The 16,570-nt window shown below is 66.2% G+C and carries 16 protein-coding genes; 9 read left to right on the top strand and 7 right to left on the bottom strand.

What is annotated here, in order from left to right; translation table 11 throughout:
• Positions 1–228 precede the first annotated feature (228 nt).
• From ribBA to WS62_RS19840, 4 genes are all read left to right on the top strand, one after another.
• Positions 229–1,365 (top strand): bifunctional 3,4-dihydroxy-2-butanone-4-phosphate synthase/GTP cyclohydrolase II, encoded by a 1,137-nt coding sequence (gene ribBA, locus WS62_RS19855; protein ID WP_059470317.1) that lies wholly within the window; start codon positions 229–231, stop codon positions 1,363–1,365.
• A gap of 80 nt (positions 1,366–1,445) precedes the next feature.
• A complete protein-coding gene (gene ribH, locus WS62_RS19850; protein WP_010105762.1) occupies positions 1,446–1,964 on the top strand; it encodes a 6,7-dimethyl-8-ribityllumazine synthase in 519 nt (172 codons plus the stop codon).
• The gene (gene nusB, locus WS62_RS19845) at positions 1,961–2,398 is read left to right on the top strand and encodes a transcription antitermination factor NusB (RefSeq protein WP_066486860.1); all 438 of its coding nucleotides are present in this window, start codon (positions 1,961–1,963) and stop codon (positions 2,396–2,398) included. The genes ribH and nusB overlap by 4 nt, the downstream gene beginning before the upstream one ends.
• A 61-nt stretch (positions 2,399–2,459) precedes the next feature.
• Positions 2,460–3,653 carry a pyridoxal phosphate-dependent aminotransferase gene (locus WS62_RS19840; RefSeq protein WP_066574272.1) on the top strand — a complete coding sequence of 398 codons (1,194 nt, stop codon included), beginning with the start codon at positions 2,460–2,462 and terminating at the stop codon, positions 3,651–3,653.
• A gap of 462 nt (positions 3,654–4,115) precedes the next feature.
• Here WS62_RS19840 and WS62_RS19835 read toward each other — a convergent pair whose 3' ends face one another.
• Complete coding sequence (locus WS62_RS19835) at positions 4,116–5,225, bottom strand: lytic transglycosylase domain-containing protein (protein ID WP_066574270.1); 1,110 nt, start codon at positions 5,223–5,225, stop codon at positions 4,116–4,118.
• A gap of 580 nt (positions 5,226–5,805) precedes the next feature.
• Here WS62_RS19835 and WS62_RS19830 point away from each other — a divergent pair.
• Complete coding sequence (locus WS62_RS19830) at positions 5,806–7,365, top strand: UbiD family decarboxylase (RefSeq protein ID WP_066574268.1); 1,560 nt, start codon at positions 5,806–5,808, stop codon at positions 7,363–7,365.
• Positions 7,366–7,403: 38 nt separating this feature from the next.
• On the top strand, positions 7,404–8,081 hold the full coding sequence (locus tag WS62_RS19825) for a LysE family translocator (RefSeq protein WP_066574264.1): 678 nt from the start codon (positions 7,404–7,406) through the stop codon (positions 8,079–8,081).
• Positions 8,082–8,278: 197 nt separating this feature from the next.
• On the opposite strand, the gene WS62_RS19820 is transcribed toward WS62_RS19825, so the two are convergent.
• The 3 genes from WS62_RS19820 to WS62_RS34290 form a co-directional block, all read right to left on the bottom strand.
• Positions 8,279–9,262, bottom strand: a complete 984-nt coding sequence (locus WS62_RS19820; RefSeq protein WP_066574261.1) for a threo-3-hydroxy-L-aspartate ammonia-lyase — start codon at positions 9,260–9,262, stop codon at positions 8,279–8,281.
• Positions 9,263–9,426: 164 nt separating this feature from the next.
• Positions 9,427–9,723: a hypothetical protein gene (locus tag WS62_RS19815; RefSeq protein WP_066574379.1), complete on the bottom strand. Its 297-nt coding sequence runs from the start codon at positions 9,721–9,723 to the stop codon at positions 9,427–9,429.
• Positions 9,724–9,746: 23 nt separating this feature from the next.
• The gene (locus WS62_RS34290; protein ID WP_231748358.1) at positions 9,747–10,151 is read right to left on the bottom strand and encodes a hypothetical protein; all 405 of its coding nucleotides are present in this window, start codon (positions 10,149–10,151) and stop codon (positions 9,747–9,749) included.
• Here WS62_RS34290 and WS62_RS19810 point away from each other — a divergent pair.
• Positions 10,150–11,154 carry a Rossmann-like and DUF2520 domain-containing protein gene (locus WS62_RS19810; RefSeq protein WP_066574257.1) on the top strand — a complete coding sequence of 335 codons (1,005 nt, stop codon included), beginning with the start codon at positions 10,150–10,152 and terminating at the stop codon, positions 11,152–11,154. The two genes, WS62_RS34290 and WS62_RS19810, sit on opposite strands and share 2 nt — an antisense overlap.
• 83 nt (positions 11,155–11,237) lie before the next feature.
• Positions 11,238–11,801 carry a YggT family protein gene (locus tag WS62_RS19805; protein ID WP_066574254.1) on the top strand — a complete coding sequence of 188 codons (564 nt, stop codon included), beginning with the start codon at positions 11,238–11,240 and terminating at the stop codon, positions 11,799–11,801.
• A gap of 4 nt (positions 11,802–11,805) precedes the next feature.
• On the opposite strand, the gene WS62_RS19800 is transcribed toward WS62_RS19805, so the two are convergent.
• Positions 11,806–12,165 (bottom strand): DUF190 domain-containing protein, encoded by a 360-nt coding sequence (locus tag WS62_RS19800; protein WP_066574252.1) that lies wholly within the window; start codon positions 12,163–12,165, stop codon positions 11,806–11,808.
• Between the two features lie 23 nt (positions 12,166–12,188).
• Complete coding sequence (gene crcB, locus WS62_RS19795; protein ID WP_066574249.1) at positions 12,189–12,575, bottom strand: fluoride efflux transporter CrcB; 387 nt, start codon at positions 12,573–12,575, stop codon at positions 12,189–12,191.
• A 620-nt stretch (positions 12,576–13,195) separates the two neighbouring features.
• Here crcB and WS62_RS19790 point away from each other — a divergent pair.
• Positions 13,196–14,413 (top strand): S53 family peptidase, encoded by a 1,218-nt coding sequence (locus WS62_RS19790; RefSeq protein ID WP_066574245.1) that lies wholly within the window; start codon positions 13,196–13,198, stop codon positions 14,411–14,413.
• A gap of 781 nt (positions 14,414–15,194) precedes the next feature.
• On the opposite strand, the gene WS62_RS19785 is transcribed toward WS62_RS19790, so the two are convergent.
• A complete protein-coding gene (locus WS62_RS19785; protein ID WP_082721119.1) occupies positions 15,195–16,391 on the bottom strand; it encodes a reverse transcriptase domain-containing protein in 1,197 nt (398 codons plus the stop codon).
• Between the last annotated feature and the right edge of the window lie 179 nt (positions 16,392–16,570).

Raw genomic sequence — 16,570 nt, 5'->3', positions numbered from 1 at the left:
CTGCGATCGGACGATCGGCGCACCCATCGCGCCCTTTTCGCATCCGCGCCGCCCGCCGGATATCGCGCGCCGACACCCGCCGAACGTCCATCGCGCGGTGCGCCGGCCGCACCGCCGCGCGCGCCGCCATCGGCCGTTCGGCCGACGCGGCCGGCCGTCGCGCCGCGTTCGGCTAAAACCCGGCGCGCGTGGCGTAAAATACGCGCTTTCCCTTCCCCCGATCCTTTTATGACGCTCGCCTCCACGCCCGACATCATTGCCGAGCTCAAAGCCGGCCGGATGGTGATCCTGGTCGACGAAGAAGACCGCGAAAACGAGGGCGACCTCGTGCTCGCCGCCGAGTTCGTCACGCCGGAAGCGATCAACTTCATGGCTCGCTACGGCCGCGGGCTGATTTGCCTCACGCTCACGCAGGAGCGCTGCAAGCAGCTCCACCTGCCGTTGATGACGTATCGCAACGGCACCCAGTACGGCACCGCGTTCACGGTCAGCATCGAGGCGGCCGAAGGCGTGACGACGGGCATCTCGGCCGCGGACCGCGCGCGCACGATCGCGACCGCGGTCGCGCACGACGCGCGCGCCGAGCACATCGTGCAGCCGGGCCACGTGTTCCCGATCATGGCGCAGCCGGGCGGCGTGCTCGTGCGCGCGGGCCACACCGAGGCGGGCTGCGACCTGACGGCGCTCGCGGGTCTCACGCCCGCCGCCGTGATCTGCGAGATCATCAAGGACGACGGCACGATGGCGCGCCTGCCGGACCTGATCGAATTCGGCAAGGAGCACGGCCTGAAGATCGGCACGATCGCCGACCTGATCCACTATCGCAGCCGCACCGAATCGATCGTCGAGCGCGTCGCCGAACGCACGATGCAGACGGCGCACGGCCCGTTCAAGGCGGTGCTGTACCGCGATCATCCGACGGGCTCGCCGCACATCGCGCTCGTGCGCGGCACGCCCGCGCCGCACGAAGAGACGCCCGTGCGCGTGCACGAGCCGCTGTCGGTGCTCGACCTGCTCGAGACCGGAATTTCGACTCACTCGTGGACGCTCGACGCCGCGATGAAGGAAATCGCCGCGCGCGAGCTCGGCGTGATCGTGCTCCTGAACTGCGGCGACACGAACGAGCATCTCGTCGACGTGTTCCTCGCGTTCGACGAAAAAGAGAAGGCGGCCGCGCTCAAGCGCCGGCCGGTCGATTTCAAGACGTTCGGCATCGGCGCGCAGATCCTGCGCGACGTCGGCGTCGGCAAGATGCAGGTGCTGTCGAATCCGCGCAAGCTCGGCAGCATGTCCGGCTACGGCCTCGAAGTCACCGGCTTCGCGCCGATGCCGGGCGGCGCGACGTCGACGCCCGACGCCGCATAACGGTCTCGTGTCGTAGTGTCGTAATGTTGTCAGCCTGTGCTGCAGCCCCTATCACCGCTCATCCACACCACGGAAAGAACATGGAAATCGGACAATATCAACCGAACCTCGAAGGCGATGGCCTGCGTATCGGCATCGTTCAATCGCGCTTCAACGAGCCCGTCTGCAACGGCCTTGCGGACGCGTGCGTCGAAGAGCTGGAGCGCCTGGGCGTCGCCGGCGAAGACGTGCTGCTCGTGACCGTCCCGGGCGCGCTCGAAATCCCGCTCGCGCTGCAAAAGCTCGCGGAAAGCAACCAGTTCGACGCGCTGATCGCGCTCGGCGCGGTGATTCGCGGCGAGACCTATCACTTCGAGCTCGTGTCGAACGAGAGCGGCGCGGGCATCACGCGCATCGCGCTCGACTTCAACACGCCGATCGCGAACGCCGTGCTCACGACCGAAACCGACGAGCAGGCGATCGCCCGGATGACCGAGAAGGGTCGCGACGCCGCACGCGTCGCCGTCGAGATGGCGAACCTCACGATGACGCTCGATCAATTGAGCGACGACGAAGAGGACGAAGACGAGGACGACGAAGACGAAGAGGAGCGCGCATGAAGAAGAGCGCCCGCCGACAATCGCGTGAGCTGGCGACGCAGGGCCTGTATCAATGGCTGCTGTCGAACGCGGCGCCGGGCGAGATCGACGCGCAATTGCGCGGCGCGCTGGGTTACGACAAGGCCGACAAGACGCTGCTCGACACGATCCTGCACGGCGTGATCCGCGAGCACGCGGCGCTTGCCGAAGCGATCTCGCCGAGTCTCGACCGTCCGATCGACCAGTTGTCGCCCGTCGAACGCGCGGTGCTGCTGATCGCGACGTACGAGCTCACGCATCAGATCGACACGCCGTATCGCGTGATCATCAACGAAGCCGTCGAACTCGCGAAGACGTTCGGCGGCTCGGACGGCTACAAGTACGTGAACGGCGTGCTCGACAAGCTCTCCGTCAAGCTGCGCCCGGCCGAAACGCAGGCGCGACGCGACGCGTAACCCCTTCGCGGGCGCGCGGCGCGCGCCCGCTTTCCGCTTCCCCCAACGTTTTGATTCGACGATGAACACCGCTGCCGATTCGCTCCTGAGGCTCGCGTCGCGCGTCGACGCGATCGAGCCGTTCTACGTGATGGAGATCGTCAAGGAGGCCGCCGTGCTCGAGCGCGCCGGCCGCGACATCATCCACATGAGCATCGGCGAGCCGGACTTCACCGCGCCGGAACCCGTCATCGAGGCGGCGGCCGCGGCGCTGCAGCGCGGCGTCACGCAATACACGAGCGCGCTCGGCATCGCGCCGCTGCGCGAGGCGATCGCCGCGCACTATGCGCGCGCGTACGGCCTCCCAATCGCGCCGGAGCGGATCGTCGTGACGGCGGGTGCGTCCGCCGCGCTGTTGCTCGCGTGTCTCGCGCTCGTCGGCCGTGACGACGAAGTGCTGATGCCCGATCCTTCGTATCCGTGCAACCGCCACTTCGTCGCGACAGCCGAAGGCCGCGCGGTGCTCGTGCCGAGCGGCCCCGAAACCCGCTTCCAACTGACCGCGAACGATGTGAAAGCGCGCTGGAGCGAACGCACGCGCGGCGTGCTGCTCGCGTCACCGTCGAACCCGACGGGCACGTCGCTCGAGCCCGCCGAGCTCGGCCGGATCATCGACGCCGTGCGTGCGCGCGGCGGCTTCACGATCGTCGACGAAATCTACCAGGGCCTGAGCTATGACGGCGCGCCCGTCTCGGCGCTGTCGTTCGGCGACGACGTCGTCACCGTCAACAGCTTCTCGAAGTACTTCAGCATGACGGGCTGGCGGCTCGGCTGGCTCGTCGTGCCGCCGGCGCTCGTCGGCACGTTCGAGAAGCTCGCGCAGAACCTGTTCATCTGCCCGTCGGCGCTCGCGCAGCACGCGGCGCTCGCATGCTTCGAACCGGATACGCTCGCGATCTACGAGGCGCGCCGCGCGGAATTCAAGCGTCGCCGCGATTTCATCGTGCCGGCGATCGAATCGCTCGGTTTCGAGGTGCCCGTGATGCCGGACGGCGCGTTCTATGTATACGCGCAGTGCGGCGGCGTCGCGCATCCGGCGGCAGGCGACAGTGCCGCGCTCGTGAACGCGATGCTGCACGACGCGGGCGTCGTGCTCGTGCCGGGAATGGATTTCGGCGTTCATGCGCCGCGCGACTATATCCGGCTGTCCTATGCGACCGCGTACTCGCGGCTCGAAGAAGCGGTCGAGCGTCTCGGCAAGCTGTTCGGGCAGTAGGACGGTAGGAGGCTCGGCACGGGCGCGGTCGCATTGCGCGTACCGACACCCGTCGTTGCTGCCTATCATGACGGTCACGCGTGGCACGTCTCGCGCGTGTCGCCCATCCTGCTCCCCGCCTCTTTCGCCGTCCACTTTCTGTTTCCCGCCTTTCGCCACGCCGCTCGCCTCGAACCTGAGCTTGGCGATTTGCACTTCGGACTTCGGACTCCAGCTTAGGTCTTGGGCCGGGCCTGTCGCAACCGCAACGATTTGCAACATATCGGCTGGGCGATCACATGTGATCGCCCAGCCTGCAGTTAATTGCGCCCCAGACACGCCCGCCGCTCTGGGGCCCGCCAAAACCAAAGGGCCGAGTCCCGTCTGACACCGGACTCGGCCCTTTCGATCATTCCCAGCCTTCCACAACCTTCGCGCGACCGGAGCGGCCACCGTTCCAGCGCATTCGGCAATCGCCCCCCGTCAGGTGCCGAGCTCCGAAGCCGCGGTATCGTGCTTCGCCGCCGTGTCGACGCTCGCGTCGTCCTGCTGCGGCGCCTTCGGCGCGGCGGCAGCCTTGATCGTCAGCGGGCGCGTGCCGTCGAGCGTCGTATGCACGCGCTTTTGCGTCACGCCCGACGTCGACACCGTCGTGACCGTCACTGCGCCCTGCGCGGACTGCTGCGACGCATAGATCGACACCTTGCGGCCGCGTGCGACATCGCGCAGCCGGTCTCGCTCGCCGATCACCTTCGTGCCGTAGCCGCCGTCGTCGGGCGTCGTCGCGCCGACGTACAGACGCAGCCCGCCCGAGAGCGAGCCGCCGCGCGCAATGCAGTCCTTCAGCACGAGCGCGCCCACCTGGATGTTGACGAGCGGCTGCAGCGCCGCATCGGTGCCGCCGAAATACTCGAACTTGTCCGAATGAACCTTCGACATCACCTGCATCAGGCCCTGCGCGCCGACGCCGCTTTCGGCGTAGGGATTGAAGCCGGATTCGATCGCCATCACGGCGAGGATCAGCAGCGGGTCGAGCCCGACGTCGCGGCCCGTCTGGAACGCCGCCTTCACGAGCTGGCCGACGGGCTCCTGCGCGACGCGGTAGCGGCGCGCGAGGTAAGTGGCGACGAGCGCCTGTTCGCGGTTCGACGCGAGCACGCGGTCGTCGCGCGCGTCGGCGGCGACCCGCTGCGTCGGGATGAGCTTCGCGAGCGACACGGGCGACGGGCCATTGCCCACGGCGTCGAGCGCCGCGCCGACGTCGGCGGGCGTGGCCGTGGCCGTCGGCGCGGGCGCCGCGTCCGCGTTGATCGATTCGCCTTCGTCGGCGTTCGCCGGGCCGAAGGTCGGCAGCGGATGGCCGCTGAGGAGTCGCGCTGGACCGGCCTGGACCGCGGCCGACACGAACGGCATCACTTTTGCTGCAAGCGTGCCGCGCACGTTGGGCAGCAGCCACAGCATGAGCGCGATCGCCACCGCACAGCAACCGACCACGCTTAACAGATGGTGACTGACACGCGTCCCGCGACGCAGCGCTGCGCGAAATATCTGCGCATGCCGCTCACTGGGACGCCACGATAACCAAGCGTTCATTCAGATCCTCCACGGGCATGATTCGTGCGGCTCGCTCGGTTCTCGAGGCGAGACATGGCGCGCTGCCGCGGAATCAAGACACCGAGCGTCTTGGTCAGACCGCATCGGTATCGGAGAAACGGTATAAGTACCGTTCGGAGCCACGTCGAAACAGGGCCTGCACTTGCGGCAGGCGGACGCGCGGGGCTCCTACGCAAAAAACCAGCGTCGACTGGGCGCTGGCTAGGACAACAAACAGACCGTCAGAAGGCCGTGCAGGTATCGGCGGACGGCGACGCGTTGCGTCTATAGGACCGGGGATTGATGGTTCAACACTGGGACCTGCATCCAATGTGAGCGGATTCTAGCAGGGTTTTATAGATCGTCAACACTATAGAAATACGTTTTCATAACAAAAAGTAATAATTGGTTACGGATCGGAATCGGAAGCCGCGTGCCGTCTGGCGTTCGGATCCGCCGCCATTTTTCTACGTTTCCATCGCCTGGCCGTCCGGCCGGGTAAAATCGGCGCTCGGTTCCGGGCGGACGCTGTGCCCGCCCCCACCGCCGCCGCCTGTCGCGCGCGGCCTGGATATCCTTCATGAAATACAAAGACTTACGCGATTTCATCAGCAGCCTCGAACAGCTCGGCGAACTGCGGCGCATCACGCAGCCCGTGTCGCCCGCCCTCGAAATGACCGAACTCTGCGACCGCGTGCTGCGCGCGGGCGGGCCCGCGCTTCTGTTCGAAGCGCCGACCGGCTACCGGTTTCCGGTGCTCGGCAACCTGTTCGGCACGCCGCGGCGCGTCGCGCTCGGAATGGGCGTCGACGCCGACGACGACGCGGCGCTCGCGTCGTTGCGCGACATCGGCCGGCTGCTGTCCGCGCTCAAGGAGCCCGACCCGCCGAAGAGCCTGAAGGACGCAGGCAAGCTGCTGTCGCTCGCGAAGGCCGTCTGGGACATGGGCCCGAAGACGGTGTCCGCGCCACCGTGCCAGGAAATCGTCTGCGAAGGTGCCGATGTCGATCTGCACAAGCTGCCGATCCAGACCTGCTGGCCGGGCGACGCAGGCCCGCTCATTACCTGGGGCCTGACGGTCACGCGCGGGCCGAACAAAACCCGCCAGAATCTCGGCATCTATCGGCAGCAGTTGATCGGACGCAACAAACTGATCATGCGCTGGCTCGCGCATCGCGGCGGCGCGCTCGATTTCCGCGAATTCGCGCTGAAGAACCCGGGCCAGCCGTATCCGGTCGCCGTCGTGCTCGGCGCCGATCCGGCGACGACGCTCGGCGCCGTCACGCCCGTGCCCGACGCGCTGTCCGAATACCAGTTCGCCGGCCTCTTGCGCGGCGCGCGCACCGAGCTCGCGAAATGCCTGACGCCCGGCGTCGACACGCTGCAGGTGCCCGCGCGCGCGGAGATCGTCCTCGAAGGCTTCATTCATCCGCAGCAAGGCACGCCGGCGCCCGCCCCCGAAGGCGCGACGCCGCGGCCGGCTGCGGGCGCCGCGGCCGGCTACGAGCACGCGCTCGAAGGCCCGTACGGCGACCACACGGGCTATTACAACGAGCAGGAGTGGTTTCCGGTCTTCACCGTCGAGCGGATCACGATGCGCCGCGACGCGATCTACCACTCGACCTACACCGGCAAGCCGCCCGACGAGCCGGCCGTGCTCGGCGTTGCGCTGAACGAAGTGTTCGTGCCGCTCCTGCAGAAGCAGTTCCCCGAGATTACCGACTTCTATCTGCCGCCCGAGGGCTGCAGCTACCGGATGGCCATCGTCCAGATGAAGAAGAGCTACGCGGGCCACGCGAAGCGCGTGATGTTCGGCGTCTGGAGCTTCCTGCGGCAGTTCATGTATACGAAGTTCATCGTCGTCGTCGACGAGGACGTGAACGTGCGCGACTGGAAGGAAGTGATCTGGGCGATCACGACGCGCGTCGATCCGGCGCGCGACACCGTGCTCGTCGAGAATACGCCGATCGACTATCTCGACTTCGCGTCGCCCGTCGCGGGCCTCGGCTCGAAGATGGGACTCGACGCGACCAACAAGTGGCCAGGCGAAACCCAGCGCGAATGGGGCCGGCCGATCGAGATGGACGCGGCCGTGAGGGCGCGTGTCGATCGTCTGTGGACCGACATCGGCTTGTCGTGAGCTTCCGCTTCTCCAATCTTCGATAACGACGACGCACCATGAGCTTCGCCCCCACGTCGATGCTGTCCGACGGCTTTTTCCTGTCGCTTTCGCTTTGTCTCGACATCGGCCTCGTGAATGTCGCGATGCTGTCGCTCACGCTGTCGCACGGATTCCGGCCGGGCTTCTGGCTCGGCGTCGGCTCGTGCGTCGGCGATCTCGTCTATGCGGCGCTCGCGCTCGCCGGGATGGCCGTGCTGCTGCAGTTCGAAGCGGTGCGCTGGGTCGTATGGCTCGGCGGCGGCGCGGTGCTGCTGTTCCTCACGTGGAAGATGGCGCGCGAGGCGCTCTTTCCCGAGCCGGCGCGCGACGCCGTGGACGAAGACACGCCCGCCGCTTTCGTGCAGGCGAGCACGTGGCGCAATTTCGCGCGCGGAATGCTGCTCGCGATGTCGTCGCCGTCGGCAATCCTGTGGTTCGCGGCGGTCGGCGGCGCGCTGATCGCGAAGGCCGGCGCGACGACGCCTACGACGGCATCCGTGTTCCTGTCGGGTTTCTTCCTCGGCGGGCTCGCGTGGACGCTCTTTCTCTGCACACTCGCGAGCCAGGGCCGCAAGCGCGCGGGCGCGGGGCTGATGCGCGCGTGTCACGTCGTGTCGGCGCTGCTCTTCGCGTATTTCTCGTACAGCGTGATCGTCGGCGGCTATCGTGACCTGATTCTGAACGCGGCGGCTTGACGCTGGTTCGGCTCGGTTCGGCTTGGCTTGCTCGGGTCGGCCCAGACGACGCGGCCGGAGTCAGGAGCCCGAGCGGCTCGCGCAACCGCATACGCAGCCCGACTCATCCGGACCGGCCGATCGCCTCGATGGATCGACCGACCCGCCGCTCGCGAGTCCGCCTGCCGAGAGACACGCTGCAAGCCGCACGCACGCGCTCATCCGCGCAGGAACTCGCCGTAGCGCGCGAGATCGACGTTGCCGCCGCTCAGGATCACGCCGATGCGCTTGCCCGCGACGGGCAGCACGCCATCGAGCACCGCGGCTGCGCCGAGGCAGCCGGTCGGCTCGACGACCATCTTCATCCGCTCCGCGAAGAAGCGCATCGTCTCAATCAACTGCGTGTCGCTAACCGTGACGATCCGCTTGACGAGCTTCTGGATGATCGGAAAGTTGTACGCGCCGACGTGCGTCGACGCCGCGCCGTCCGCGATCGTCCGCGGCACCGGGATATGCACGACCTCGCCGCGCGCGAGCGACTGCTGCGCGTCGTTGCCCGCTTCCGGCTCGACGCCGATCACGGCGCAGCCGGGCGCGAGCGCCGCCGCAGACAGCGCGCTGCCCGCGATCAGCCCGCCCCCGCCGAGCGGCACGACGAGCATGTCGAGTTCGCCGACTTCGTCGATCAGTTCCTTCGCGGCCGTCCCCTGCCCGGCGATCACGTGCGGATGGTCGTACGGCGGCACGAGCGTCATCCCGCGCTCCTGCGCGAGCCGCGCGCCGATTTCCTCACGGCTTTCCGTGTAGCGATCGTAGGTGATGACTTCGCCGCCGTAGCCCTTCGTCGCCGCGACCTTCGCGGCGGGCGCGTCGTGCGGCATCACGATCGTCGCATGGATGCCCGCGAGGCGCGCGGCAAGCGCGATCGCCTGCGCATGGTTGCCGGACGAATACGTGAGCACGCCCGCGCGACGCTGCTCGGCGTCGAAGTGCGAGATCGCGTTGTACGCGCCGCGGAACTTGAACGCGCCCATCCGCTGGAAGTTCTCGCATTTGAAGAAGATCGTCGCGCCGGTACGCGCGTCGGCGGTGCTGGACGTGAGCACGGGCGTGCGATGCGCGACGCCGGAGAGCCGGACGGCCGCATCGGTCACGTCGTCGAAGGTGGGGATGGCGAGGTCGGAAGCGGATTGAACAGGCATGGCGGCGAGCAGGGAAACGCGTTGGACAAGGGAACGATCATTGTCCCAGCTTCGCTCGACTCGCGCAGCAGCCCCGAAAAGAAAACGGCGCGGCACGAACCATCGCCGTGCCGCGCCGCAGCATCAGGCGCGCCGCCAGCCAGGCGGCGCGTCGACGTCAGCAATCAATAACGCCAGTGCGGACGGCCGTAGTAGCCGCCGTGATGGCGCCAGTACGGGCGCCCACCGTAGCCGTAGTAACCGCCGACCACGACAGGCGGCGCATAGTACGCGGGCGCCGGCGCGTAGACGACAGGCGGCGGGGGCGGCGCGTAATAAACGGGCGGCGGCGCGGCGTAAACCGGATACGCCGGCGCGATCGGCACCCCGATGCCGACACCGATCGACACGTGCGCCTGGGCAGCGCTCGCAGCGCCCAGGCCCAGTGCGGCAACGGCGATCAACGGAATGAGCTTTTTCACTTTGGTTCTCCTGGCGGCGGGCGTCAGCGCCCACCGCATCGACTGCGACGGCGTGCTTGCCGCATGAGACGAATGTAGCGAAATCCGGCACCGCGAGCCACGCCCATTTGTTGCAAATTGCAATTGCGCAGCGCCCCGTGGCAAGGCGGCGCGCAGGACCGGACGCGGCCGCGCGAGCGCGGTCCGGCTGCAATTCGGCGGATTGCGAAGAATCGCGGGAGACGCCGCGCGCCGCGCCGCGCCTCCTGTTCGGAGACCGGTAATGAACGATTACAAATTAGAGACAGCATGTGGCCCGCGCGCCACGGACGCATCTCGCCGCGCATTCCGTCCCCCAAAATGCGGCGGCCTCCTGAGGCCGGATCGAACGCCGCCGCCGCCGAATACGCGATACTGACGGTTTGCCGCAGATTCAGGATCGCATCCATGTCCTTGTCCGCTACGCCCCGCATCGGCTTCATCGGCGCGGGCCGCCTCGCCCGCTGCATCGCCCGCCGCTTCGCGCGCGCCGGCTACGCCGTCACCGCGATCGCGAGCCGCTCGCCCGCATCGGCCGCCGCACTCGCCGCGCAGATCGACGCCGACCGAGCCGCGCGCGACGCCGCTGACCCCGCACACTCCGACAGCAACGGCGGCAGCACGGCGCACGGCGCGCGCTGCGCGCCGGTCGATTCGCCGCAGGCGGTCGTCGACGCCGCCGACCTGATCTTCGTCACCGTGCCCGACGACGCGCTCGGCCGGATCGCCGCCGAGCTGCGCTTCGCGCCGGCGCGCGCGGGCGAGCAGGCGCTCGTCCACTGCAGCGGCGCGTCGAGCGTCGATCTGCTCGCCCCGGCACGCGCGCAAGGCGCGGCGACGGGCGGCTTCCATCCGCTCTACCTGTTCGGCGGCGGCGACGCCGATCTCGCGCGGATCGACGGCTGCTCGGTGACGATCGAGGCCGACGGCGCGCTGAAGGACCTGCTCGTCGCGCTCGCCGCCGCGCTCGGCTGCCATCCGCTGGCGATCCCGGCGGGCGGCCGGATGCTCTATCACGCGGCCGCCAACTACGCGGCGAGCTTCGCGCTTGGCAACCTCGCCGAATGCGTCGAGCTGTGGCGCTCGCTCGGCTTCGCCGAGGACGACGCGCTGCGCGCGCTCCTGCCGATGCTTGCCGGCACGATCGAGACCGCGCGCGACAAGGGGCTCGCGAACGCGCTCGCGGGGCCCGTGTCGCGCGGCGACGTCGGCATCGTCGAGCGGCAGCTCGCGCTCCTCGAGTCGCTCGGCGGCGACCACGCGGCGCTCTACGCGCTTCACACCCGCCGCGCGGTCGCGCTCGCGCGCAAGCGCGCGTCGCCGCACCCGTCGCTCGACGCGCTCGAACACGCGGTCGACACGTCGCTCGCCCGTTCGCTCGACCTCGCACGCCCCGCCCGCGGCGAGCCGTGATAAGGTGACGCCCGATGCGCGCCGCCTGCGGGCGGCGACGGCACGCTACCCGACTGGACTGGATAAAGAAAAGGATTCAAACGATGTTCGGCGAGATCGCCCGTTTTCTGCTCAATACCGTTTTCACACTGTTTGGCGCAGCACTGATCCTGCGCGTCTGGCTGCAGGCCGTGCGCGTGCCGCCCTACAACCCCGTCACGCAGGCCGTGCTGCAGGCGACCAACTGGCTCGTGCTGCCGCTGCGGCATATCGTCCCGGGCGTGCGCGGCATCGATTGGGCGAGCGTCGTCGCGGCCATCGTCACGTCGCTCGTCTACGTCGCGCTGATGGTGACGATGGCGGGCGTCGACGCGCTGTCGATCATCCCGACGATCCTCATCGTCGCGCTGCTGACCGTCGTGAAATGGGCGCTCAACCTCGTGCTGTGGCTGACGATCCTGATGGCGCTGCTGTCGTGGCTGAACCCGCGCTCGCCCGCGATGGCGATCCTGTATCAGTTGACGGCGCCGTTCCTGAACCCGCTGCGCCGGGTGATCCCGAACCTGGGCGGCATCGACCTGTCGCCGATCCTGCTGTTCGTGATCGTCCAGGTGCTGATCATGATCGTGACACGCGCGGCGGTGTCGCTCACGCTGTTCGGGATCTGACGCGCTATCCGTTCGGCGGCGCGGCGGCGGCCGGCGCGCCGTCGCCGAGGTTGTCGATCACGCCGAAGTGCGCGGGGATCGTCGCGTAGCACACGCGCACCTTCTCGCGCGACACGCGCTCGATGAGCCGCCGCGCCTCGTCTTCCGTGACGATGAATTCGACCTCGATCGTAAGCGAGCCCTGCAACTCGAAGAAGCGATCCTCGTGCAGCACCCGATGCTGGCCAAACCCCGCCATCGCGCGAAATGCGGAGCCGCCCGCGATGCCCATCCGGTTTGCTTCCTCGAGCAGCCACTCCCAGAGCGGCTTCCAGTGCAGCCGGTGGTTCTCGTGTACGTAAAAACGCAGGAAAACACCGTCCATAAGCCGCCTCCGCCTAGGCCGGATCAGGCCGGCGCGAGCCACGCCCGCGCGGTCCACATGCCGAGCCCCGTCAATGTGAACGAACCTATCAAGTGTAGGGCAGCCACGGCGAGCGCCCAGCCGAACTCGCCCTGAGTCGCGTGCGTCATCACTTCGACCGAGTAGGTGGAGAACGTCGTGAGCCCGCCCATGAAGCCCGTGATCACGAAAAGTCGCCATTCGGGCGGCAGCCCCGCCCTTGTGGTAAACGCGACGACCGCGATCCCGATCAGATAGCCGCCGATGAGGTTCGACGCGAGGGTGCCGAGCGGCACCTCGGGGAGGAGCGCATTGAGGCCGAGGCTCAGGAACCAGCGCAGCAGCGCGCCGAGCCCGGCGCCGACGAAGATCGCGACGATCGAATAGAACAAGGCCGCACCTCATGATTGACGGGGAGAAGGTCCGCGCGAGGTCCGCCCGCGCGGCAGGCGCTGTGCCCGCCGGACGTGCGGCGCCGCGCCGGTGCGGCGCCACGGAACGCCGGACGCGCCCAAGCCGGCTGCGCACGCTCAACTTTATGCGGATTTCCGGCCGCCCGGCAATCGGCCGGCCCGCGCGCCGCGCCGACCGCCGCCGGATGCGCCGGCGGCTTTGCATTCCAGCCGCATCGGCGCATCCGCCCCGGCGAATCACAATCCTTACGTTGAAATTGCGAATAAAGACTACCGTTCGTTCTATTTTCTCGATATCGAATAAAACGAAAACAATAAACCCATCCAATCAATTACTCGGCTTATTAAAATCCGCGACTCGGGTTACTCCGGATAGCGAACGAGGCGCGGGGTCGCGTCGCCGCCGCTCGCTCGACCAACCGACCAGCCCTACCCGCCAACCCATCCCACCGTTTCTCGACGTACAACGATTTCCATTTTCCGGCCATCGAAATGGACTCGGTGAATTCCCTCGTCGCGCTCATTTTTATTCAAAAAATTTTCGCCGCTCCGTAGAATTCAAACAGACCATTCCATCTTATTGATATGGAGAATGCAGCATGAAAAACAACCCTTTGTTATCCATATTGATAATGGCCGCGTGCATTCAGGCGTTCGCGTCGACGGCCGCGCTCGCGCAAGGCAACGGCCAGTCGTCGTACGTCGAAGGCACCCGCGTGCCGAGAGGCTTCGCGCGTCCGCCGTTCCATACGAACTCGACGCGCTTCTCGACCACGACCGTCGCGGGCCTCGCGCCCGCCACCGTGCGGCACGCGTACGGCTTCGACTCGATCGCGAACCAGGGCGACGGCATGGTGGTCGCGATCGTTGACGCATACGACGATCCGAGGATCGAGTCCGATCTCGGCGTATTCAGCAGCACCTTCTCGCTGCCGACCTGCACGACGTCGAACGGCTGCTTCAAGAAGATCTACGCGAGCGGCAGCAAGCCGCGCGCCGACGCAGGCTGGTCGCTCGAGATGTCGCTCGACGTCGAATGGGTGCACGCGATCGCGCCGAAGGCGAAGATCGTGCTCGTCGAAGCGGCATCGAACAGCTTCAACGACCTGATGACCGCGGTCGACGTCGCCGTCCGCAACGGCGCGTCCGTCGTGTCGATGAGCTTCGGCGGCAGCGAGTTCAGCTCGGAGACGGGCTTCGACAGCCACTTCAACTCGCCGTCGCGCGTCACGTTCGTCGCGTCATCCGGCGACAGCGGCAACGGCGCCGAGTATCCGGCTGCATCGCCGTACGTCGTCGCGGTCGGCGGCACGACGCTGTCCACCGACGCGTACGGCAACTATCTGGGCGAAGCCGCGTGGAGCGGCAGCGGCGGCGGCGTCAGCACGTACGAGTCGGAGCCTTCCGGACAGGCGCTGTGGCCGATTCCGTACGCCGGCAGCCGCGGCGTGCCCGACGTCGGCTACAACGCAAATCCGGGCTCGGGCTTCGCGGTGTACGACTCCGTCACTTATCAAGCGCAATCGGGCTGGTTCGTGGTCGGCGGCACGAGCGCTGGCGCGCCGCAATGGGCGGGGCTCTTCGCGATCGCGAACTCGATGCGAACCGCCGCCGGCAAGGCGAAGCTCGCCGGCCCGTACAACCTGCTCTACACGGCCGGCAAATCCGCGTACGGCGGCGACTACCATGACGTGACGTCGGGCACCAACGGCACCTGCGGGACGATCTGCACCGCGAGCGGCGGCTATGACTACGTGACGGGATTGGGCTCGCCGCAAGCGCTCAATCTGATTCAGGGGCTCGTCGCGCAGCCTTGACGCGCGCGGCACGACGGCGACGCGCCAAAGATCCGGCGGCGCGCGTCGAACGCCGGCCGTGAAGCGGATATCGAAGAGCGTGAGAGGCGCTGCGGGTGCGGGTGCGGGTGCGGGTGCGGGTGCGGGAATCGGTGATCGGCGTGAACTTCGTCGATACCTATTTCCGCAGCGGCCTCTACCCCGTCACGTCGCTGCCCGCCGTGCTCGGCTTCGAAGGCGCGGGCGGTCGACGCGGTGGGCAGCGAGGTCGCGCGCCTGCGGCCCGGTGGGCTGGCCCCCATACGCCCGGCACAGCATATACGCTCTCGGCGAGGTTTCTCGCGCCTGAGCAAGCCTTGCATTCAGCGCTAGACTTGTCCAAAACAAACAACGCGCACCGGCCAATGACTGATGGCGGCAGCAGTAAGCACATCGGCCAGCGAAGCCACCGCTCCACCATCGAGCCGTGCCAGTTTCGACGCCGCCGGCCAGAACCGCCAGCTTGCCATCCTTACTCGAAACCCTGTAGAATCCCCCGTTCTGCGGGCGTCGTATAATGGCCATTACCTCAGCTTCCCAAGCCCCAGCGCGTTAATCAAAACCACTAATCACGCGCGTCCTCACGCCACAATTTCTCCCGGCTCCACGAAGAACCACTGTTCATGCGGAGTTCAAGGCGACGCCAGTTTTCACGCCAGCACCGACATCAAGAAGCTGACGATATAGCGACCGCATATTGCATCAACTCACCGGCCACATCGAATCAGAAACACGGGCCGCCGCCGATCATCGGATCGCAGATTCAGCTCAGCCCCAAAAAGTTGCGAGCCACCGGCGACAACTTGGCTAATTCGATTCCGAGCCCCTCGCTATAGATTCTGCGGAGCACCCGCTGCTCCAACTTATCCAACTCGCGCCCCAGATCTTCTACGTTGTGGCACATGTCATAAGCCGCCAGATATCCGTTTCGCCTCAGCATGAGCGTGTTACTCAGCGTTGGTAACGCTATCCCTCGTGTCACGAGTTCTTGTACTGAGCCAAGCTTAAGCAAGTCATCGCGAATCGCAACGATTTGCTCTTGCGTCAGTTCAAGTCGGTAGCTTGACTGGTGGCGAACCAAGCTCACACCAAGAAATTCGGCAGCCTGATCGGGTTCGTATATCACTGACTTCGAGCCGGGCTCAACCGGCGGCACCATCAATCCGATCGGGGCAAGATGGCGCGCACAGAATTCAGCCACGCCCTCACACTCACCGCGAGATGAGGCAAAGAAAATCAAGTCGTCTGCATACCTGACCGCTCGAAGACTCTGCTGCGCAATCGCGCGGTCAAACCCAGCCAGCATGATGTTGGAAAAGAATGGGGATAGCGGCATTCCCTGCCGCACGCCTCGTCCCATTTTAATGCCGAGTCGGCTGGTCCTCTTCGCAACACTCCCCCTCGTCGCAGAAATCTCGCAACCAATCGCCTGCACCAACAATGGATGGAGAGAGCGCTCACGGATGACGGCTTTCAGCGCTCGCTCAAGATGCAATCGATCAATCAAGTCAAAAAAGGATGTGATATCCGTCTTGTAGACCCATCCATACTTCGCTCGAATCTCACAAGCGTCGTGAACGGCCTTCTTCACTCCACGATCTTTCACGAAGCCGTAGCTGATCTTGTTGGCAAGCCGATCTGCGTAGCGATCCGAAAGAAAATTCAAAACCGCTCGCTGCACAATGCGATCTTGAACTGTCGGAACACAGATCAACCGATCCTTTCCTGGAGACTTCGGAATGAGGTGTGGTCGGAGATCGGAAAACTGGAACGCTTTGCGGTGCAAATCGCGAGCCAATCGATTGAGACGGGCCTTTTCGTCAGCACGAAAGTCGTTGATGGAGATGTCATCGACGCCCGTAGTATTGCGGGATCGAGGTGAAGATTTCTTAAATAGAATGCCCCACGCCGCGCGTAGGGCATCAAGTGACAGGGCAGTATGGTATGCGCTTCTAGCCATATCTCAGGTGCTTCGCTGGCGTTGAACATCCTCCCTAGGGCGTGTTCACACTACATTGATTTAAGGTTATGCTTCGGGGATGGAAATCTCCGAAGCCCAATTCAAACAGATCGAACATTGCCTGCCGCGACAGCGAGGCAATGTGAGCCTGCCGAACCTGCAAGTGCTCAACGCGATCC

Origin of the sequence: Burkholderia sp. ABCPW 14, assembly GCF_001523835.1 — a bacterium.
Classification (GTDB): domain Bacteria; phylum Pseudomonadota; class Gammaproteobacteria; order Burkholderiales; family Burkholderiaceae; genus Burkholderia; species Burkholderia mayonis.
Note: the sequence above shows the minus strand (reverse complement) of the source record. Positions and strands in the feature narration are given on the sequence as shown.